This window comes from Chromobacterium subtsugae (genome assembly GCF_035919665.1).
GTDB classification, from domain to species: Bacteria; Pseudomonadota; Gammaproteobacteria; order Burkholderiales; family Chromobacteriaceae; genus Chromobacterium; species Chromobacterium subtsugae.
Genome location: NZ_CP142381.1, coordinates 331,907 through 350,611, shown reverse-complemented (window position 1 = coordinate 350,611; position 18,705 = coordinate 331,907). Strand labels below are relative to the sequence as shown.

The window sequence follows — 18,705 nt, the reverse complement described above, 5'->3', positions numbered from 1 at the left end:
AAATAGCCATGGACCCACTGCTGGACCCCGCCACCGGCGACTACGCCGGCACTTCCACCGATACCCTCGCCAACGCCGTCTACCTGCGCCTGATGACCCCTCTGGGCGGCTGGTGGGCCGACCCGACGCTGGGCTCGCGCCTGCATGAGCTGTCCCGCGCCAAGGACAGCGGCCGCGTCGACCTCCTGGCCTGCCAATACGCCGAACAGGCGCTGCAACCCTTGCGCCAGGACGGCCGCGCCAGCCGGATCGAGGTGTCCTCCAGCCGGCAAGGCCCGGGCCGGCTTCTACTCCAGATCCGCGTCGCCGAGGCCGGCGGCCGCACCCGACATTTCCAACATCAAGTGAGGATAGCCTGATGCCCCTGCCCACTCCCGACTTCGCCAGCATCCGCGACACGCTGCTGCGCGACCTGCAAAACCTGCGCGCCGACGCCGACACCGGGCCGGACAGCGATTTCTTCGTCCGCGCCAGCTCGGTGGCCAGCGCGGCCGAAGGCCTGTACCAGCACCAAAGCTGGATCGCTCGCCAGATCTTCCCCGACACCGCCGACAGCGAATACCTCGAGCAGCACGCCCGCCTGCGCGGCATCGTGCGCAAACCAGCCAGCGCGGCCGCCGGCAAGCTGCAGCTGAGCGGCAACCCCAACACCATGGTCAACGGCAGCCTGCAAGTGCGGCTGGGCGACCAGCTGTACGCCACGCCGGCCACCGGCGGCGACGGCGGCCCCTACGCCTTTCAGCTGGACGCCAATGGCCAGGCCACGGTCGACATCCGCGCCAGCCAGCCCGGCCCGGCCGGCAACCAGCCCGCCAATCTGCAGGTGGACCTGATGCAGGCGCCGCCCGGCGTCGCCGGCAAGGCGCTGCTGCTCAGCATGGGCGGCGCGGTGGATGTGGAAAGCGACCAGGCCTTGCTGGAGCGGCTGCTGGAATTGATACGCCGGCCGCCCGCCGGCGGCAACCAGCACGACTACCGGCGCTGGGCGCTGGAAGTGAAGGGCGTCACCGCCGCCTACGTCTACCCGCTGCGGCGCGGCCTGGGCACCGTCGACGTAGTGGTCACCGCCAACAACGACCTGCCGTCGGCCGACACCCTGGCCGCGGTGCAAGCCCATATCGAAGACCTGCGGCCGGTCACCGCCAAGAGCTGCCTGGTGCTGGCGCCGACCCCGCGCGCGGTCGACATCGACCTCGCGCTCAATCTGGGCGGCATCAGCCCGGACGTCTTCACGCCGCAGCTGCAGCAAACGCTGCAAGCCTACTTCGCCGGCCTCGCTCCGGGCGAGCGCCTGGTCAAAAGCCGGATCGAGGCGCTGATCTCCGATCTGCCCGGCGTGCAAGACCGCCAGCTCAACGCCCCCGCCGGCAATGTCGCGCCGGTTTCCGACGCCGGCAAGGTGGAATGGCTGCGGCTGGGCAAATTGACGCTGAGGGCGATGCCATGATGCCGCAGCCCCCCTACCAGGAACTGCTGGCCCGGCTGCTGCCGCCGGCCAGCTACAGCCCCGACGGTCCGCGGCTGCAGGCCGAACTGGCCAGCGAGGGCGCGGCGCTGGACCGGGCGCAGAACAGCGCCCGCCAGCTGGCCGGCGCCGTCACCCCGCTGGCGGCCGAAACGCTGCTGCCGGACTGGGAGCGGGTATGCGGGCTGACGCCGCCCGCCGACGCGCCCTACCAGCAGCGCCAGCAGGCGGTGCTGGCCAAGCTGGCGGAAACCGGCGGCCTGTCCATCTCTTACTTCACCCGGCTGGCCGCCGGCATGGGCTACCGGATTAGGATCGACGAGCCGCAGCCGTTCCGCGCCGGCGTCAACCGCGCCGGCCAGCCCTTGTGGAGCGCCGACATTCCCTGGGTGTGGCAGGTGACCGTGTACGGCAGCAAGGTCCGCCCCTACCAGTTCCGCGCCGGACAATCGCTGGCCGGCGAGCGCCTCACCACTTTCGGCGACCCCAGGCTGGAAGAGCTGTTCAACGACCTCAAGCCCGCCCACACCTTCGTCTACTTCGCCTACCAGCCGTAAACCTCTCCCGACGCTCGTCCCGCGCGCGTTTCCCCCCCCTCGCGCCGCTGCTTCCGGCGGCAGCCCATCTTCCCTCATCCAGGAGCGCTTCATGCAAGATCCGATCAAGCCTGTCCCCTCGCCAGACCAGAAATTCCACGATGGCAATCCCGCCACCGGCGAACTGGGCACCATCGTCTCGGCCGACTGGCTCAACACCCTGCAATCCGCCACCCAATCCACCCAGCAGGAACTGGTGACCGTCATCCAGAACAGCGGCCAGAAAACCGACCCCGCGCGCCAAGACCAGTTGCTGCAAGCGATGCAGAACCTCGCCTGGGGCGGCGCGCAGCGGCCATCCACGCTGGCCGGCTATGGCATCGCCATCGCCAGCCAAGCGGAAGCGGAGGCCGGGAGCGATAACAGCAAGGCGATGACGCCGCTGCTCGTGGGGCAGGCGCTGAACGCCGTCGGCTTGTCCGGCTATGCCAAGCCCCTTGCCGCCGGCTCGCTGCAAACAGTGCGTCCCAATGGGCTCTATCACATCGACAACAACCTGGTCGACGGAACGCCGGTGAAAAGCAACGGCATGTTGCTGGCCAACTTCCTGTCTCCGCTCTGGGGCAGCCAGCTTTACTCGGCCTGGGGCGGCGCCACCTATGAACAAAGACTGGAAAACGGCAATTGGCAGCCCTGGATCCGGCTGCTGAAATCCGGCCAACAGAGCACGATGGCAGATTACGGCATCGTCGATGGCGCGACCTTGGCACAACTGAAGGCGGCAACGGCGTTTGCCGGCGCGGTCCTGCACTTCGCCATGCCCAACGCGCCAGATGGCTGGCTCAAAGCCAATGGCGCAGCAGTCAGCCGCAGCCAATACGCCGCGCTATTCGCGGCCATCGGCTCCACTTACGGCGCCGGCGATGGCTCCACTACCTTCAATCTGCCGGATCTGCGCGGCGAATTCATTCGGGGATGGGACGATATCGGCAAAACAGATCCTGATAGCCCCAAACGCAAAGTCGGCGATCGACAAGCACAACAAACCGCGACTCATAAACACGTGATTCCCTGGGGAGAGAACATTGCCGTCAACGCCACCGCCTTCGGCGGCACCAACAACGTCGGCCGAATGGGCTCTGTTGCAAATGACTACGACAACCGCTGGTATTACTCGAATGACGGCAGCGACTTTGACGGCGTGCTCAACCCCCCAGACACCATCGGCTCGGAAACCCGCCCCCGCAACATCGCTTTGCTCGCCTGCATCAAGTACTGAGGAATCACGCCATGGATAAACAAAAAACCGTCTATAGCTACCATCCAGAGACCTACGAATATCTCGGCCCAAGCCAGGCAGATTTGTCGCCGCTGGACCCGGGAGAAGTCTGGCTGCTCCCTGCCTGCTCCACTGAGGCCGAACCGCCGCCAGCCGACGAGCATCAGGTCCCCGTATTCCGGAACGGCGACTGGACCTTGCAGCCCGACTGGCGCGCCGTCCCGTTGTGGCGCAAGCAAACCGCTCAAGCGATACAGGCGCAGATAGGCGACACCCCGGACAGCCTGCAAGCCACCGCCTTGTCGCCGCCGCCCTTCGCTATCTGGCGTGGCGATGGCTGGAGCGTGGACGAGGCGACTCAATTGGCCACTCAAACCGTCGCTGCGCAACAGCAATTGCAACGGAAGCTGGCCGCGGCCTACCAGAGCCGCCGCCCACTGGAAGACGCCTCCGAGCTAGGTGTGGCCACAACGGATGAGCAAGCCCGTCTGATGGATTGGAAACGCTACTGCGTGGCACTCTCCCGCCTGCCGCAACACCCCGGCTGGCCCCGGCTGGCCGATGCCGACTGGCCCAATCAACCCGCCTGAGTCCAAACCTCTCCACAAGCAACCGCGCCGATTGGCGCGGTTTTCTTTACCTAGCCACCGCCTGTCAGCACTGACAGGCGTCCGCTAAGCCCCGTCGGCCGGTTGCAGCACAATCTCCTCCGACCCGTCGACAGCGACATCTGTCATCGGCCGAGCGCCGATTTTCCTTTGACTGTTCGGAGACACTGACATGCAAGAGCCCATGAAGCCGATCAACAGCGCCGACGGCCTGTTCCACGACGGCAACCCTTACTCCGGCGAACTCGGCACCGTCGTCACGTCCGACTGGCTCAACGGCGCCCAGTCTGCCATTCAGGCTACCCAACAAGAGCTGCTGACCGTCATTAAAAGCAATGGCCAGAAAACCGACCCATCTCGCCAGGACCAGCTGCTGCAAGCGATGCAGAACCTCGCCTGGGGCGGCGCGCAAAGGCCCACCACGCTGGCCGGCTACGGCATCGCCGACGCGATGAAAGCCAGTGACTGGGGCGTGCAGGGCTACACCACGCTGCAGGTTGGCCCCGGCAAAGCCTTCGCCGGCATCCAGGACGCCTGGGACAGCCTGATCGGCAAGGTTTTGCAGGCCGATGTGCTGATCCAGATAGCCGACGGCCAGTACGCCACGAGCGGCATCACGCTAACCCACCAACCGTTCGCCAGCCGCATCCGCATCCAGGGCAATGTCGCCAACCCGTCGGCATGCAAGATCATCCTCGTGCCCGACGCCAACAAGCTCAGCCATGGCGTGATCTTTTCCCGCGTACAAGGCGTCAACTTCTCCGGCTTTCATATCGTCGGCGAGGCCGGCGCCAATCACTGGAGTCATCGCTGCCTGCGGGTGGAAGAAGCGTCGGTGGTATACGCCGACGCCGGCTCCATCGTGCTGGAGGGCGCCGGCAACGGGCTGGAACTGGATCAAAATGCGCGCGGCAACTTCGAGCGGCTACGCGTCCTGAACTGCAAGAATTGTGCGGTTCTCGTCGGCGGCGGCGCCCATGCCTGGCTGCCGTCCAGCACGCTGATCGGCCTGGGCAGATATGCCGAAACTGTCGTTCCAGCCTTCGTCAACGTCGATACTCCCAAATTCCGGCCCATGGGCTTGGAATGCCAGGAAGGCTCGAAGGCCTGGGCTAGCGACAGCAGCATTTCCAATGTCGATATCGGCTACATGACAACGCGGAACAGCTATCTGTGGTGCGATGGCACAGCGGTCGATCAAAGCAATATCGGCATGTATGCGCAATATGGCGGGGTTTGCTGGAGCTGCGGCGCGCAAGCCCGGCCATCGCTGCCTCAGGGCAGGCGCTCCAAGGTGACCAACTCGGGAAAAGGCTACTACGCGGAGTTTGGCGGCATCATCAATGCGGACATGGCCGTAGCGGAAAACTGCGAACACGGCTTTTTTGCCACCTGGAATTCGGTCATGACAGTCAGCAATGGCTGGGCGCGCAACTGCACCAAAGGGGGCTACCATGCCGAGATGGCATCAACGATCGCCGCTTACAATACAGATACGACAGGGACTGCCACGGCGTACGATCCCAATCAGAACTTCAGTAATTGGAACGGCATCGTCGTAACAAAAATTTGAGCACCTATCCCACCCTTCCTGACTGACAACCCGTCCACTGCCCGCTGGACGGGGAGTCCCGCACAATCAACGACATCAGTCATCGGCCCCCGCTGCCGACTCTTCTCATCAAACGGAAGGCGCTTTCCATGCAAGATCCATTCAAACCCATCCACAGCGCCGACGGCCTGTTCCACGACGGCAACCCGACCACCGGAGAACTCGGCACTGTGGTCGCCGCTGACTGGCTCAATGGCATGCAGTCCGCCATGCAGGCCACCCAGCAGGAATTGCTGACTGTCATCCAGAGCAATGGCCAGAAGACCGACCCCGCGCGCCAGGACCAGCTGCTGCAAGCGGTACAAAGCATCGCCTGGGGCGGCGCGCAACGGCCCACCACGCTGGCCGGCTACGGCATCGCCGACGGCGCCAGCAAAACCGATCTGAAGTCCGCCATCGACGGCGTGGTGGCCGGCGCGCCCGGCGCGCTCAATACCCTGCAGGAGCTGGCGGCGGCATTGGGCAACGATCAGAACTTCGCCGCCAGCATCGCCAAGCTGCTGGCCGGCAAGGCGGACAAGGCCACCACGCTGGCTGGCTACGGGATTGCTGACGGCGCAACCTCGACTCAGGTCAACGCCGCCGCGCCAGCCGGCATGGTGGCCTATTTCGCGATGAAAGACGCACCCGCCGGCTGGCTGATCGCCGACGGGCGGGCAGTTTCGCGCAAGGACTACCCGGCGCTGTTCGCCGCCATTGGCGGCCTTTATGGAAATGGCGATGGCTCGACGACATTCGCATTGCCCAACCTATGCGGCGAATTCATCCGGGGCTGGGACAATGGCCGTGGGGTAGATACCAATAGAAATTTTGGCACATCACAAACCGAGGGCATTAGAGATCACAAACACGCAGGTCTTATCAATAGTCCATACGGAGATAATTGGAACTATATTTACGGCTACAAAAATAACGGCCCAACCGCACCATCGGGTGGGGTTGGCGCATTTCCTGGTAATCAAACTCTACCTCAAATCACGCCTGTTTCTCATGATGGCAATCCGAATAACGCCATTCAAACTTATATAACTTTGAACGCAGCAAGCGAAACCCGCCCCCGCAACGTCGCCCTACTCGCCTGCATCAAGTGCTGAGGCGGACATCCGCGATGTTCCACGTGAAACCGCGCCTGCCGGCGCGGTTTTTCATCGTTCAACGCAGCACCACCAGCGCGGTGCCGGCGCAGCTGACCGCCGCGCCCAGCCAGGCCAGCGGCGGCGGCGGCCGTTTCAGCGCCACCCACAGCATCGGCAGGATCAACACCGGGCTCAGCGCCGACAAGATCCCCACGGTGGCGACATCGGCGCGCTGCAAGGCCAGCATGATCAGCGTCATGCCCAGGCCCAGCGCCACCAGGCCGTTCAGCGCGGTCTGGCCCAGCATGCGCGGCGTGTACGGCCCGCGGCTCTTCGCCAGTTTCCAGCCGCTGAGCCACAGCAGATAGTGCGCGCCGCAGCTGACGCCCATCCGCAGCGCCGACGCGGTCACCGGCTCCAGGCCGGCCGCCATCGCCGGCTTGGCGAAGAAGGTGCCCAGCGCCTGGCATAGCGCGGCGGCCAGTCCCAAGGCGACGCCGGCGGCCAGCTTGTCGTTGCGCTCCCAGGCATGGGCGTCCACCTCGCGGCGGCCGAAGGCCACCGCCAGCAGCACCCCGCCAAATACCAGCACGCTGCCCAGCAGCGCGCCCGCGCTCAAGCGCTCTGACAGAAACAACACGCCCAGCAACACCGAAAACACCGAATGGGTGGCGAACAACAAGCCGGTGCGGCGCGGGCCCAGGCGGTTCATCGAGGCGAACATCACCGTGTCGCCCAGAAAGATGCCAGTCAACCCGGACAACAGCGCCGGCCACAGGCTGGCGGCGCTGAGCGTGTACCAGCCGCCGGACAGCAGGCTGTAGCCGCCGAGCAAAACCGTCAGCAGCGTCAAGCGCAGCCGGGTGAAGGCGAAGGGGCCGAAATGGCGGGACGGCGTGGCGCCGAGCATGGCGCCCAGCGCCCAGCAGCCGGCGGCGCCGACCGCGGCAAGGTCATACAGCATCATTAGTCCAGTAAATAGATTTCCACCCGCTCCTTGCCCTTGCCGACGTTGCGGCGCTTGAGCGCGATCCGCCCCACCTCGCCGCTGCGTTTGAGGTGGGTGCCGCCGCAAGGCACGCGGGCGAAGCCGGGCAGCTCCCAGTAGCGGCGCCCGGCCGCTTCGTCGGAAAAAGCGCTGTTGATGGGCAAATCGTCGTCGATCAACGCTTGCGCGGCGGCAGCGATGCCCGCCAGCCAAGGCGTGATGGGCTGATCCAGCGCGAAATCTATCCGCGCCTTGTCCGCGGCGATGTGCGCACCTATCTTCGCCACGCCCGCCACCGCGCGGCAAATCACTTCCAATACCAGCTCGGCGGCGAAATGCAGCCGCATCAGCCGGTAGCGGCGCGGCCAGTCTATCGCCACCGCCACCGCGTCGCCGGCTTGCAAACCGTGGCCGGCGTCCAGCGTGTAGGCGATGTCCGCGCCCTGCTTTTCCGCCAGCCGCACCGGATGGCCGCCTATGCTGCCGCTGTCGCTCTCCTGGCCACCGGAGAAAGCGTAGAAAATGGTTTCTTCCAGCCAGACCCGCGCGCCGTCGACGCGGCTGACGCGGGTGGCGAGTTCGGCCTGGTAGGGATCACTCCAGAACTGCTTGCGCGTCACCGCCCGCCGCCTTCCTCAGGTATACGTCCTGGTCCAGCTTCTCCATCAGCCGTTCCGGCCGCGACAACGCGGCAAAGCCGTATTGCGCGTACAGGCCATGCGCGTCGGCGGTGGCCAGCATCATGCGGCGCAGGCCTTGCAGATCGGGATGCGCCAGCGCCGCGCCCACCAGTTGCTTGCCCACGCCCCGGCCCCGCCAGGCGTCCAGCACGAACACATCGGCCAGATAGGCGAAGGTGGCGCGGTCGGTCACCACCCGGGCGAAACCGATCTGCGCGCCGTCGGCGGCGTAAACGCCGAAGCACAGCGAGTGCGCCAGCGAGCGCTCGAGCACCTCGCGCGGCAGGCTTCGCGCCCAATACGACTCCTGCGCCAGATAGCGGTGGATCATGTCGCGATCCAGCCGCTCCGGACAGGTATCCACTTCCCACGCCATCGCGTTGCTCCCGGTCGGAAAAATCACAGCCTAAACAATCGCATGGGCCGAAACAAGCATTTGGCATGCAAACAAGTCACAACTGCCAGACGGCCAATGTTTTATGGCATTTCATTGCCGAATTGTTTGCAACTAGCCGTTGCCAGCCAGAGTAAAAACTCGCAGGATATCGGTTTGCCATTCCGCCGCCGCCGCCATGAAGCCACTGACCCTGCTGAGAAACCTGCTGTTCGCGCTGCTGCTGCTGGCGATCGCGCTGTGGTGCTACGGCAGCTGGCGCCAGCAGCCGCAACTGGTCGACGCCGCCCTGTATCTGGGCGACGCGCTGGTGATGAGCGGCGCCTACCTGTTGCCCGCCATCACCGCCGCGCTGGTGAAAAGCCCGCGCCTGAAGAAGGTGGCGCTGATCAATGTGCTGGGCGGCTGGCTGATTCTGCCATGGATCATCGCGATGGGCCTGGCGCTGAAACGCGACGACCTGGCCTGAGCGCCGCGCCGCATCCGCGGCGACCCGCCACACGATAGCGCGGGCGCCGCCAACCAAGAGGAGAAGACTCGTGTTCCAACATGTAGACGCCTACGCCGGCGACCCCATCCTGTCGCTGGTGGAAGCCTTCGGCAAAGACCCGCGCCAACAGAAGGTCAACCTCAGCATCGGCTTGTATTACGACGAAGCCGGCCGCATCCCGCGCCTGAAGGCGGTGGAACAAGCCGAGGCGCTGTTGGCCAGCCAGCCGCAACCGCCATGCACCTATCTGCCGATGGACGGCCTGGCCCCCTACCGCGCCGCCATCCAGACCCTGCTGTTCGGCGCCGAGCATCCGGCGGTGCAGAGCGGCCGCATCGCCACGCTGCAGACGCTGGGCGGCTCCGGCGCGCTGAAAGTGGGCGCCGACTTCCTCAAGCGCTACTTCCCGGCGTCCCATGTCTGGGTCAGCGACCCGACCTGGGACAACCACGTCGCCATCTTCGAAGGCGCCGGCTTCACGGTGGAACGCTATCCCTACTTCGACCCGGCCACCCGCGGCGTGGACTTCCCGGCCATGCTGGCCAAGCTGCAGACGCTGCCGGCCAAGAGCGTCGTGCTGCTGCACCCGTGTTGCCACAATCCCACCGGCGCCGACCTCAGCGACGCGCAGTGGGACCAGGTGGTGGCCGTGGCCAAGGAACGCCAGTTGATTCCGTTCCTGGACATCGCCTACCAGGGCTTCGGCGCCGATCTGGAGCAAGACGCCTACGCCATCCGCGCGATGGCGGACGCCGGCGTGGCCTGCCTGGTCAGCAACTCCTTCTCCAAGATCTTCTCGCTGTATGGCGAACGCTGCGGCGGCCTGTCGGTGGTGTGCGACGACGCCGCCGAGGCGGCGCTGGTGGCCGGCCAGTTGAAGGCCACCGTGCGCCGCAACTACTCCAGCCCGCCGACGCACGGCGCCAAGGTGATCGCCGCCGTGCTGAATTCGCCGGAACTGAAGGCGCTGTGGGTGGCGGAAGTGAATGAAATGCGCGAACGCATCCAGGCGATGCGCGGCGTATTGGTTCAGGTGCTGAAGGAAGCGCTGCCGCAGCGCGACTTCGAGTACCTGAAGGATCAGCGCGGCATGTTCAGCTACACCGGCTTCAGCCAGGCCCAGGTGGACAAGCTGCGCGAGCAATTCGGCGTCTACCTGGTGGGCAGCGGCCGCATGTGCGTGGCCGGCCTCAACACCGCCAACGCGCCTTACGTGGCCGAATCCTTCGCCAAAGTGCAGTAAAGCCTCGACAACGGGCCGCGGCTTTCGGCGGCGGCCCGCCTCCCATCCGGGCATGGCCGGCTGCGGCCCGCGCCCGCATTCAGATAGAATATTCCGCCAACCGCCTTGCGGCCGGCCCTTCCTGGCCGCCAACGGCCCCCTTTTGGAGCGAGAAATGGAATCCGCCATACACATACGCGCAGTCGAGGCCCGCCAGGGCTGGCGCTGGATCGCAGACGGCTACCAGCTGTTTCGCCAGCAAAAGCTGGCCTGGGTGCTGATGGGCATCGCCTACCTGGCGATCACGCTGCTGTTGTCGATGCTGCCGCTGGCGGGCCAGGTGCTGCTGGGCGTCTCCGCCCCGCTGTTCACCGCCGGCTATCTGCTGGCCACCGCCAAGCAGCGCCGCGGCGAAACCATTAAGGTGTCCGACCTGTTTCTGGGCTGGCAACAGCGCCTGCAGCCGCTGGCCGGCTACTGCCTGCTGCTGCTGCCCATCACCCTCGCCGGCGGACTGATCGCCGAGCATATCGTCGAATCCAGCGGCGCGCGGCACCAGTTGCTGGTATTCGGCGAGGTGCTGCTGTGGCTGTTCAGCATCGCCTGCATGTTCATCGTCCCGCTGATCACCTTCAGCCAAGCCACGCTGTGGCCGGCGCTGCGCCTGAGCGTCGGCGGCGTGCAAAGAAACTGGGGCCCGCTGCTGGTCTATTTCCTGGCCATCCTGCTGCTGGCCATGCTCAGCGTCTTCACGCTGGGGCTGGCGCTGCTGGTGCTGATCCCGGTGGTCTACATTTCGCTGTTCATGGCCTGGCGCGACATTTTCGCCGGCGACGTCGACCTCCGCTGAGCCCCAGCGGCCACGAAAAACGGCAGCCTCGCGCTGCCGTTTTTCATTTCCGCCCCAGGCTACACCGGCGTGGCGGCCCGCCAGCCCAGACTGGCAACCTCCTCCGCCAGCCCAAGCCAGGCCGCGTCGCCTTCCAGTCCCGCCAGGCGCAAGCTGCTGAGCGCCAGCTTGACGCCATGCGGGTCCGACAAGTCCAGCGCCAGGCGGCGGATGGCCGCGGCGTCGCGTCGCGGCTGCGGCGGCCGCGCCGCCAGCGCCGGGCAGCCGCAATAGACGAATACCCCGATCAGCGCCGCCTGCATCTGCAACGCCGTGCCATCGGCCACCTCGGCCAGCCCCTGCGCGCGCGCCAGGCTCAGCGCCGCCTCCCAGGCGGTGATCAGATGCAGGGCATCCAGATCGCGGGTGGCCAGGAACAGCAGACGGCAATGGCGGCGCTGTTCGCGCGCGCTGCCCAGCAAGCCGGGCGGCAGGCGGGCGGACAGCGCCGGCAGGGCCAGCGCGCGTTCGATGTCGTCAGAAATCAGGCCGCCCTGCGGCGGCAACAGGATGGGCGAAGCGGTCCAATCGGCCAGCAGCTCGGGCAGCGTCTGCATCGCCGGCGACCGTCCCGGCAAATCCAGCAGCCGCCAGTGCGACAGCGCGTATGCCAGCGCGGCGTCGATCTCCTCTTCCACCCCGCTCCGCCACGCGTACGCCAGCCGGATCAGGCCATGGAACGACGCCCCGGCCGGCGCGGCCAGCGCCAGTTGCAGGCGGCCGGCCCAATGCCGCAGCCACTCGCCCTGCCGCCTCTCCCAGGCCAGGCGTCTGCGCCATGCCGCCTCGCTGGCGGGGTCGCTCAGCCAGCCGCGGCTGTCGGCGATATCTCGGCCGTCGTCCCGCAGACGTTCGAGATGGCCATGACGCGCCGCCAGCCGGCGCAGACGCCCCTCGTCCGCGCCCAATTCCGCCAGCGCCTGCAGCTCCATCGGCAAATGGTTGGACAAACCGTCGCGATAGCTGCCGGAATACGCCAGCAGCGGGGACAACAGCTCTTGCATCATCACGCGTCTCCAATCCGTCATCCAGGCACTTCACTTTGCTTTTTCGATGCAGAAAATGCCAATTGGATTTCAGGATCGCGGCGATAGCCGCCGGCAATGCCGACGAAAAAAGGGCGGGAAACCCCGCCCTCGTCAATCCGGCCGCCAAGCCATTCAGGCCAGCCAGTCGGCCGCGATGCGCGCCGCCGCCGCCACCACCTGATGGCGTTGCTTGGCGTCCTCCCGCGTCTGGGTGGTGAACACCGTCAGCACCACCGGCGCGCGGCCAGGCGGCCACAGCACCGCGATATCGTTGCTGCTGCCGTAGCGGCCGTTGCCGGTCTTGTCGCCCACCACCCAGCCGGCCGGCACGCCGGCGCGGATCTTTTCGGCGCCGGTGGTGTTGCCGCGCAGCCATTCCACCAACTGCCGCTGCGCATTCGGCGCCAGCGCGTCGCCCAGCGCCAGCCGCCGCAAACTTTGCGCCATCGCCTGCGGCGTGGAGGTGTCGCGCGCCTCGCCGGGAACCGCGCGGTTCAACTCCGGCTCCCAGCGTTCCAGCAAGAAGCTCTCGTCGCCGATCGAGCGCATGTAGGCAGTCAGCGCGGCCGGGCCGCCCAGCAACTTCAGCAGGAAGTTGGCGGCGCTATTGTCGCTGTACTGCACCGCGGCGGCGCACAGCTCCGCCACCGTCATGCCGTCGGCCAGATGCGGCTCGGTGCGCGGCGAGTACTCCACCAAATCACGCCGGGCATAGTGGATGCGCTCAGCAAGCAAACCCGGCTGCTTGGCCGAACGCGCCAGCACCGCGCCAACCAGCATCGCCTTGAAAGTGCTGCAAAACGGAAAGCGCTCGCCGGCGCGGTGGCCCAGCTCGGCCCCGCTGGCGGTATCCAGCGCGCACACGCCCAGACGGCCGCCGAAATCGGCCTCCAGGGCGGCCAGCCGCGCGGCGGCGCTGGCGCGGCGGTCGGCGATGGCGGGAGCGGCCAGGCTGGCGAAAGGCAGCAAGGCGGCGGACAGCAGGAACAGGCGGCGCGGTATCGGATGTGACATGGTATCTGCCAAAAAAGCGGTTAAACGGACAGCGCGGCGCGGCGATGAGCGTCGCCGCGCCCGGCCAAGCGGCATAGACCGCCAGCGCGCGCCGGAAGTTCTGCGGCATGGCCTCGCCATGACGCCGACACACCGCCGCCAGGCCACGCCCAAGATTTCTTCGATCACCACACCGGTTACAATGCGCCGATTCCATACCCGCTGTCAGCCATGAAACCACGCCACCCTGTCCTGTTCGCCGGCCTTCTCGCCCTTTGCGGATTCCATGCCCCGGCCATGGCGGACATTTTGCCCAAAATGATCGACATCCCCGCGGGAGAATGGCGCACCGACGCCTGCCCGGGATGGAAAGAAGGACGCGTCTGCGCCCCGGAAAAATACGCGCGGCAAACCCTGCAGATCGCGTCGTTTCAACTGGCGGCCACCGCCGTCACCTTCGCGCAGTGGGATGCCTGCGTCGAGGAAGGCGGCTGCCAGGAGCCTGATACCGGCTGGGCATACCAAACCCGGCCGAATCAGCCGCCCTGCCAAGCCGGCGGCCCGTGCAACTACCCCTACGACGAGGGCTGGGGACGCGGTGATCGTCCGGTCATCCACGTCAGCTGGAAAGACGCGCAACGCTACGTCGACTGGCTCAGCCAGAAAACCGGGCAGCGCTATCGCCTGCCGACATCCGAGGAATGGGAATACGCGGCGGCGGCGGGCTCCCGCGCCCGCTTCGCCTGGGGCGCCAAGCTGGGGAAAAACCGCGCCAATTGCGATGGCTGCGGCAGCCGCTGGGATGGCAAAAAGACCGCGCCGGTCGCATCGTTCGCGCCCAACCGCTTCGGCCTGTACGACATGGTGGGCAATGTCAGCGAATGGGTGTCCACCTGCGTGCCGATCCGCTCCAGGCGAGGCGAGGACAACCAAACCTGCATGGCCTACCTGTATCGGGGCGGCGCTTGGTCATATGATGCCAAGGCGGTGGGCGTCGACACCTACAACTGGATAGACGCGGATTTCCGCGTCAATTACATAGGTTTCCGCGTCGCGCGCTGAGGATTCGGCGCGCGCCATCCATGCAAAAGGGCAAGCCTCCCGGCCTGCCCTCGCGATTCGCCATCTGACGGCGCGCAGCCCTTGCGGGTGACGCGCGCTACGCCTCACAAGGACGGCAACGCCGCGCCGTCGATCAGGCCGTTGAAACGGCCGCTGGCCACCAGCGCCGCGGCTTTCTCGATGTCCGGCGCGAAATAACGGTCCTTGTCGTAGAACGGCACCTGCTCGCGCAGCATGCCCTTGGCCGCCTCCAGCTTGGCGCTGGATTTGTTCGGCGCGCGGAAGTCTATGCCCTGGCAGGCGGCCAGCAGCTCGACGCCCAGGATGCCGGCGGTGTTGCCGGCCATGTCCTTCAGGCGGCGCCCGGCGAAGGTAGCCATCGACACGTGGTCTTCCTGGTTGGCGCTGGTGGGCAGGCTGTCCACCGAGGCCGGGTGCGCCAGCGATTTGTTTTCGCTGGCCAGCGCGGCGGAGGTCACCTGGGCGATCATGAAGCCGGAATTGACGCCGCCGTTGTTGACCAGGAAGGGCGGCAGCTTGGACAGATTGCTGTCGATCAGCAGCGCCATCCGGCGTTCCGACAGCGAGCCGATTTCGGCGATGGCCAGCGCCAGATTGTCGGCGGCGAAGGCCACCGGCTCGGCGTGGAAGTTGCCGCCGGACAGGATGTCGTTGTCGTCGGCGAACACCAGCGGATTGTCGGATACCGAGTTGGCTTCCACGCGCAGCACTTCGGCGGCGTTGCGGATTTGGGTCAGGCAGGCGCCCATCACCTGCGGCTGGCAGCGCAGGCTGTACGGGTCCTGCACCTTGCCGCAGTTTTCATGCGATTGCTCGATCTGGCTGTGTTCCAGCAGTTCGCGGTACAGGCGGGCGGCGTCGATCTGGCCCTGGTGGCCGCGCACTTCGTGGATGCGGGCGTCGAACGGGGTGCGGCTGCCCAGTGCCGCTTCCACCGACAGGCTGCCGGCCACGGTGGCGGACACGTACAGGTCCTCGGCGGCGAACAGGCCTTCCAGCGCGAAGGCGGTGGATGCCTGGGTGCCGTTCAGCAGCGCCAGGCCTTCCTTCGGCGCCAGCGTGATAGGCGCGAGGCCGGCGGAGCGCATCGCCACCGAGCCCGGCACCCGCACGCCGTCGACGAAGGCCTCGCCCTCGCCGATCAGCACCGCGCTCATATGCGACAGCGGCGCCAGGTCGCCGGAGGCGCCAACCGAACCCTTCTGCGGGATCACCGGGTAGATCTGGCGGTTGAACAGCGTCACCAGCGCCTCGATCACCTCGCGGCGGATGCCGGAGAAGCCGCGCGCCAGCGAGTTGATCTTCAGCGCCATCACCAGGCGCACGCTGCTGTCCTCCATCGGCGCGCCGATGCCGGCGGCGTGCGACAGCACGATGGAGCGTTGCAGCAGCTCCAGCTCGTCGGTGGCGATCTTGGTGCTGGCCAGCAGGCCGAAGCCGGTGTTGATGCCGTAGACGGTGCGGCCTTCGGACAGCACGCGCGCCACGGTGGCGGCGGAGGCGTCGATGCCGGCGTGGCTGGACGGATCCAGCCGCAGTTGCAAGCCGGTTTCACGTGAAACGCGGCGCAGGTCGGCCAGCGTCAGCCGGCCCGGTACGATGTTGAGGATGCTCATGGCTTCTAATCTCTCTTGCTTCTTTGTTCTATTGCTTGCGTATCTCGTTATTGCGGCAATGCGTACAGGCGGAAGAACCTGTCGGCTCCCCGCCTCATCGCGCTTACTTCAGCATCGGCAGGTCCAGGCCCTGTTCCTTGGCGCAGTCCACCGCGATGTCGTAGCCGGCGTCGGCATGGCGCATCACGCCGGTGCCCGGGTCATTGCGCAGCACGCGGCCCAGCCGTTCGGCCGCGGCGTCGCTGCCGTCGCAGACAATGACCACGCCGGAGTGCTGCGAGAAACCCATGCCCACGCCGCCGCCGTGGTGCAGCGACACCCAGGTGGCGCCGCCGGCGGTGTTGAGCAGCGCGTTCAATAGCGGCCAGTCGGACACGGCGTCGGAGCCGTCCTTCATGGATTCCGTCTCGCGGTTAGGCGAGGCGACCGAGCCGGAATCCAGATGGTCGCGGCCGATGACGATGGGCGCCTTCAATTCGCCGTTCTTCACCATCTCGTTGAAAGCCTGGCCCAGGCGGGCGCGGTCTTTCAGGCCCACCCAGCAGATACGCGCCGGCAGGCCCTGGAAGGCGATGCGCTCCTTGGCCATGTCCAGCCAGTTATGCAGGTGCGGATCGTCCGGGATCAGCTCCTTCACTTTCTGGTCGGTCTTGTAGATGTCTTCCGGATCGCCGGACAGCGCCACCCAGCGGAAGGGGCCGATGCCCTCGCAGAACAGCGGGCGCACATAGGCCGGGACGAAGCCGGGGAAGTCGAAGGCGTTGTGCACGCCCTCTTCCAGCGCCATCTGGCGGATGTTGTTGCCGTAGTCCAGCGTGGCCGCGCCGCGCGCTTGCAGCGTCAGCATCGCGCGCACTTGCACCGCCATGGATTTCTTGGCGGCGGCGGTGATTTCGGCGGCGGCGGTCTTCTGCTTGTCGCGCCACTGGGCCACGCTCCAGCCTTGCGGCAGGTAGCCGTGCACCGGGTCGTGGGCGGAAGTCTGGTCGGTGACCACGTCCGGGGTGATGCCGCGCGCCACCAGTTCGGCGAACACGTCGGCGGCGTTGCCGAGCAAGCCCACCGATACGGCTTTGCCGCTTTGCTTGGCGTCCTCGACAATGGCCAGCGCCTCGTCCAAGGTGGTGGCCTTGCGGTCCACGTAACGGGTTTTCAGCCGGAAATCGATGCGGGTTTCGTCGCATTCGACGGCGATCATGCTGAAACCTGCCATGGTGGCGGCCAGCGGCTGCGCGCCGCCCATGCCGCCCAAGCCGCCGGTCAGAATCCAGCGGCCCTGCGGCTTGCCGCCGAAGTGCTGGTTGGCGACGGCGAAGAAGGTTTCGTAGGTTCCTTGCACGATGCCTTGCGAGCCGATGTAGATCCACGAGCCGGCCGTCATCTGGCCGTACATCATCAGGCCCTTCTTATCCAGCTCGTTGAAGTGCTCCCAGTTGGCCCAATGCGGCACCAGGTTGGAGTTGGCGATCAGCACGCGCGGCGCGTTTTCGTGGGTCTTGAACACCCCCACCGGCTTGCCGGACTGCACCAGCAGCGTTTCGTCGTCTTCCAGCCTCTGCAGCGTTTCCAGGATCTTGTCGTAGCATTCCCAGTTGCGGGCGGCGCGGCCGATGCCGCCGTACACCACCAGGGATTGCGGGTGCTCGGCCACTTCGGCGTCCAGATTGTTCTGGATCATCCGGTAGGCGGCTTCGGTCAGCCAGCTTTTACACGTCAGCTGGTTGCCGCGCGGCGCTCGGATCACGCGCGACGGGTCGTGGCGGGGGTCGGTCATCTCTGTCTCTCCTCAGGTGATGCGCAATCAACGGCGTAAATGACGGGTCAAGCTCCATGCCAGCCGCGCCGCCGCTTTCGCGCCGTGGCTGTCGATGTCGTATTCGGGATTGAATTCCACCAGGTCGGCGCCGATCAGCTTGCCGCTCTTGGCCAGCCGGCCGACCAGCGTCTCCACCACCGCGATGTCGACGCCGTAGCCGGCCGGCGCCGACACCGCCGGCATCTGCGCCGCCGGCAGCACGTCCAGGTCTATGGTCAGGTAGACGGCGTCGACGCTGTCGAGGAATTCGGCCAACTGGCCGCGGATGTCGGCCAGCTGCCAGCCGGTCATCTCGGTGTCCAGCCGCCACTCGGCGCCCAGCGCGCGCGCGGTGTCGAACAGCGCCTGGGTGTTGGCGGTTTCGGCCACGCCCAGGCACAGGTAGCGGAAATGCTGGCCGCGGCGCGCGCAGTCGGCGGCGATCTGCGCGAACGGCGTGCCGCTGGTGGCCTCGTCGGCATGGCGCAGGTCGAAGTGGGCGTCGAAATTGACGATGCCGATGCGCTTGCCGGGATGGGCGTCGGCCAGCCCCAGCCAGTGGCCGTAGGCGGTTTCATGGCCGCCGCCCAGCACCAGCGGCAGATGGCCGGCTTCCGCCGCCTGCTGCACCTTCAACGCCAGTTTGCGCTGCGCGGCGTCCAGATTGCCGGCGTCGCACACCACATCGCCGGCGTCGTACAAGGGCAGAGTCGGATGGTAGGCCAGGTTGGCCAGCGCCTTGCGCAGCGCGCGCGGCCCGTTCGCCGCCCCGACGCGGCCCTGGTTGCGGCGCACGCCTTCGTCGCAGGCGAAGCCGATGATGGCGACGCCGGGCGCCGCGCCTTCGGCCAGCGGCTGCACCAGCTGGTGCCAGCGCCGCGCGCCGTCGCCCTCGCCCTTGTCGATGCGGCCGGTCCAGCCGCTCATGTCTATGCTCATGCTCGCTCCCGC

At 66.6% G+C, this 18,705-nt stretch carries 19 protein-coding genes; 11 read left to right on the top strand and 8 right to left on the bottom strand.

The genetic code is table 11. The features are described 5' to 3' along the window. Positions 1-8: 8 nt before the first annotated feature. The 7 genes from U6115_RS01710 to U6115_RS01680 all read left to right on the top strand — a co-directional run bounded on the left by U6115_RS01710 (position 9) and on the right by U6115_RS01680 (position 6,594). Positions 9-359 (top strand): phage GP46 family protein, encoded by a 351-nt coding sequence (locus U6115_RS01710; protein WP_043575054.1) that lies wholly within the window; start codon positions 9-11, stop codon positions 357-359. Next, positions 359-1,447, top strand: a complete 1,089-nt coding sequence (locus U6115_RS01705; RefSeq protein ID WP_043575051.1) for a baseplate J/gp47 family protein — start codon at positions 359-361, stop codon at positions 1,445-1,447. Before U6115_RS01710 ends, U6115_RS01705 begins: the two co-directional genes overlap by 1 nt. Then, positions 1,444-2,022 (top strand): YmfQ family protein, encoded by a 579-nt coding sequence (locus U6115_RS01700; protein ID WP_043575048.1) that lies wholly within the window; start codon positions 1,444-1,446, stop codon positions 2,020-2,022. The genes U6115_RS01705 and U6115_RS01700 overlap by 4 nt, the downstream gene beginning before the upstream one ends. 91 nt (positions 2,023-2,113) lie before the next feature. Continuing rightward, positions 2,114-3,280: a tail fiber protein gene (locus U6115_RS01695; protein ID WP_052258043.1), complete on the top strand. Its 1,167-nt coding sequence runs from the start codon at positions 2,114-2,116 to the stop codon at positions 3,278-3,280. Positions 3,281-3,291: 11 nt separating this feature from the next. Next, complete coding sequence (locus U6115_RS01690) at positions 3,292-3,870, top strand: tail fiber assembly protein (RefSeq protein WP_047238777.1); 579 nt, start codon at positions 3,292-3,294, stop codon at positions 3,868-3,870. Between the two features lie 190 nt (positions 3,871-4,060). Then, positions 4,061-5,461: a hypothetical protein gene (locus U6115_RS01685; RefSeq protein WP_146008397.1), complete on the top strand. Its 1,401-nt coding sequence runs from the start codon at positions 4,061-4,063 to the stop codon at positions 5,459-5,461. A gap of 128 nt (positions 5,462-5,589) precedes the next feature. Continuing rightward, entirely contained in the window at positions 5,590-6,594 is a 1,005-nt protein-coding gene (locus tag U6115_RS01680) for a phage tail protein (protein ID WP_052258042.1), read from the top strand. 58 nt (positions 6,595-6,652) lie between these two features. Here U6115_RS01680 and U6115_RS01675 read toward each other — a convergent pair whose 3' ends face one another. From U6115_RS01675 to U6115_RS01665, 3 genes are read right to left on the bottom strand one after another with little or no spacing between them, the layout of a single operon-like run. Continuing rightward, the gene (locus U6115_RS01675) at positions 6,653-7,540 is read right to left on the bottom strand and encodes a DMT family transporter (RefSeq protein ID WP_043575189.1); all 888 of its coding nucleotides are present in this window, start codon (positions 7,538-7,540) and stop codon (positions 6,653-6,655) included. Between the two features lie 2 nt (positions 7,541-7,542). Then, positions 7,543-8,184: an alanyl-tRNA editing protein gene (locus U6115_RS01670; protein ID WP_043575044.1), complete on the bottom strand. Its 642-nt coding sequence runs from the start codon at positions 8,182-8,184 to the stop codon at positions 7,543-7,545. Then, a complete protein-coding gene (locus U6115_RS01665; protein ID WP_043575041.1) occupies positions 8,159-8,620 on the bottom strand; it encodes a GNAT family N-acetyltransferase in 462 nt (153 codons plus the stop codon). The genes U6115_RS01670 and U6115_RS01665 overlap by 26 nt, the downstream gene beginning before the upstream one ends. A 196-nt stretch (positions 8,621-8,816) precedes the next feature. On the opposite strand from U6115_RS01665, the gene U6115_RS01660 reads away from it, so the two are divergent. The 3 genes from U6115_RS01660 to U6115_RS01650 all read left to right on the top strand — a co-directional run bounded on the left by U6115_RS01660 (position 8,817) and on the right by U6115_RS01650 (position 11,200). Then, positions 8,817-9,107 carry a superinfection immunity protein gene (locus U6115_RS01660; protein ID WP_043575039.1) on the top strand — a complete coding sequence of 97 codons (291 nt, stop codon included), beginning with the start codon at positions 8,817-8,819 and terminating at the stop codon, positions 9,105-9,107. Between the two features lie 70 nt (positions 9,108-9,177). Beyond that, positions 9,178-10,371 carry an amino acid aminotransferase gene (locus tag U6115_RS01655; protein WP_043575037.1) on the top strand — a complete coding sequence of 398 codons (1,194 nt, stop codon included), beginning with the start codon at positions 9,178-9,180 and terminating at the stop codon, positions 10,369-10,371. A 154-nt stretch (positions 10,372-10,525) separates the two neighbouring features. Beyond that, positions 10,526-11,200 (top strand): BPSS1780 family membrane protein, encoded by a 675-nt coding sequence (locus tag U6115_RS01650; RefSeq protein ID WP_043575035.1) that lies wholly within the window; start codon positions 10,526-10,528, stop codon positions 11,198-11,200. A gap of 59 nt (positions 11,201-11,259) precedes the next feature. Here the strand turns inward: U6115_RS01650 and U6115_RS01645 are convergent, their stop codons facing one another. Continuing rightward, a complete protein-coding gene (locus tag U6115_RS01645; protein ID WP_043575032.1) occupies positions 11,260-12,246 on the bottom strand; it encodes a hypothetical protein in 987 nt (328 codons plus the stop codon). A 153-nt stretch (positions 12,247-12,399) separates the two neighbouring features. Next, entirely contained in the window at positions 12,400-13,281 is an 882-nt protein-coding gene (gene bla, locus U6115_RS01640) for a class A beta-lactamase (RefSeq protein WP_043575029.1), read from the bottom strand. A 297-nt stretch (positions 13,282-13,578) separates the two neighbouring features. Here bla and U6115_RS01635 point away from each other — a divergent pair, with 297 nt between their 5' ends. Then, the gene (locus U6115_RS01635; protein WP_043575187.1) at positions 13,579-14,322 is read left to right on the top strand and encodes a formylglycine-generating enzyme family protein; all 744 of its coding nucleotides are present in this window, start codon (positions 13,579-13,581) and stop codon (positions 14,320-14,322) included. A gap of 104 nt (positions 14,323-14,426) precedes the next feature. On the opposite strand, the gene hutH is transcribed toward U6115_RS01635, so the two are convergent. From hutH to hutG, 3 genes are all read right to left on the bottom strand, one after another. Further along, positions 14,427-15,959 carry a histidine ammonia-lyase gene (hutH, locus tag U6115_RS01630; protein WP_043575027.1) on the bottom strand — a complete coding sequence of 511 codons (1,533 nt, stop codon included), beginning with the start codon at positions 15,957-15,959 and terminating at the stop codon, positions 14,427-14,429. A gap of 103 nt (positions 15,960-16,062) precedes the next feature. Further along, a complete protein-coding gene (gene hutU, locus U6115_RS01625) occupies positions 16,063-17,733 on the bottom strand; it encodes a urocanate hydratase (RefSeq protein ID WP_043575025.1) in 1,671 nt (556 codons plus the stop codon). Positions 17,734-17,760: 27 nt separating this feature from the next. After that, positions 17,761-18,693 (bottom strand): formimidoylglutamase, encoded by a 933-nt coding sequence (gene hutG, locus U6115_RS01620; protein WP_043575022.1) that lies wholly within the window; start codon positions 18,691-18,693, stop codon positions 17,761-17,763. Positions 18,694-18,705 lie beyond the last annotated feature (12 nt).

What these genes read in the sequence shown, in the direction of transcription:
- U6115_RS01650 (WP_043575035.1), top strand. Translation starts at nt 10,526, where the DNA reads ATGGAATCCGCCATACACATACGCGCAGTCGAGGCCCGCCAGGGCTGG.
- U6115_RS01660 (WP_043575039.1), top strand. Translation starts at nt 8,817, where the DNA reads ATGAAGCCACTGACCCTGCTGAGAAACCTGCTGTTCGCGCTGCTGCTG.
- U6115_RS01675 (WP_043575189.1), bottom strand. Translation starts at nt 7,540, where the DNA reads ATGCTGTATGACCTTGCCGCGGTCGGCGCCGCCGGCTGCTGGGCGCTG.
- U6115_RS01635 (WP_043575187.1), top strand. Translation starts at nt 13,579, where the DNA reads ATGATCGACATCCCCGCGGGAGAATGGCGCACCGACGCCTGCCCGGGA.
- U6115_RS01710 (WP_043575054.1), top strand. Translation starts at nt 9, where the DNA reads ATGGACCCACTGCTGGACCCCGCCACCGGCGACTACGCCGGCACTTCC.
- U6115_RS01705 (WP_043575051.1), top strand. Translation starts at nt 359, where the DNA reads ATGCCCCTGCCCACTCCCGACTTCGCCAGCATCCGCGACACGCTGCTG.
- hutU (WP_043575025.1), bottom strand. Translation starts at nt 17,733, where the DNA reads ATGACCGACCCCCGCCACGACCCGTCGCGCGTGATCCGAGCGCCGCGC.
- bla (WP_043575029.1), bottom strand. Translation starts at nt 13,281, where the DNA reads ATGTCACATCCGATACCGCGCCGCCTGTTCCTGCTGTCCGCCGCCTTG.
- U6115_RS01665 (WP_043575041.1), bottom strand. Translation starts at nt 8,620, where the DNA reads ATGGCGTGGGAAGTGGATACCTGTCCGGAGCGGCTGGATCGCGACATG.
- U6115_RS01645 (WP_043575032.1), bottom strand. Translation starts at nt 12,246, where the DNA reads ATGATGCAAGAGCTGTTGTCCCCGCTGCTGGCGTATTCCGGCAGCTAT.
- U6115_RS01700 (WP_043575048.1), top strand. Translation starts at nt 1,444, where the DNA reads ATGATGCCGCAGCCCCCCTACCAGGAACTGCTGGCCCGGCTGCTGCCG.
- U6115_RS01685 (WP_146008397.1), top strand. Translation starts at nt 4,061, where the DNA reads ATGCAAGAGCCCATGAAGCCGATCAACAGCGCCGACGGCCTGTTCCAC.
- U6115_RS01695 (WP_052258043.1), top strand. Translation starts at nt 2,114, where the DNA reads ATGCAAGATCCGATCAAGCCTGTCCCCTCGCCAGACCAGAAATTCCAC.
- hutG (WP_043575022.1), bottom strand. Translation starts at nt 18,693, where the DNA reads ATGAGCATAGACATGAGCGGCTGGACCGGCCGCATCGACAAGGGCGAG.
- U6115_RS01680 (WP_052258042.1), top strand. Translation starts at nt 5,590, where the DNA reads ATGCAAGATCCATTCAAACCCATCCACAGCGCCGACGGCCTGTTCCAC.
- U6115_RS01690 (WP_047238777.1), top strand. Translation starts at nt 3,292, where the DNA reads ATGGATAAACAAAAAACCGTCTATAGCTACCATCCAGAGACCTACGAA.
- hutH (WP_043575027.1), bottom strand. Translation starts at nt 15,959, where the DNA reads ATGAGCATCCTCAACATCGTACCGGGCCGGCTGACGCTGGCCGACCTG.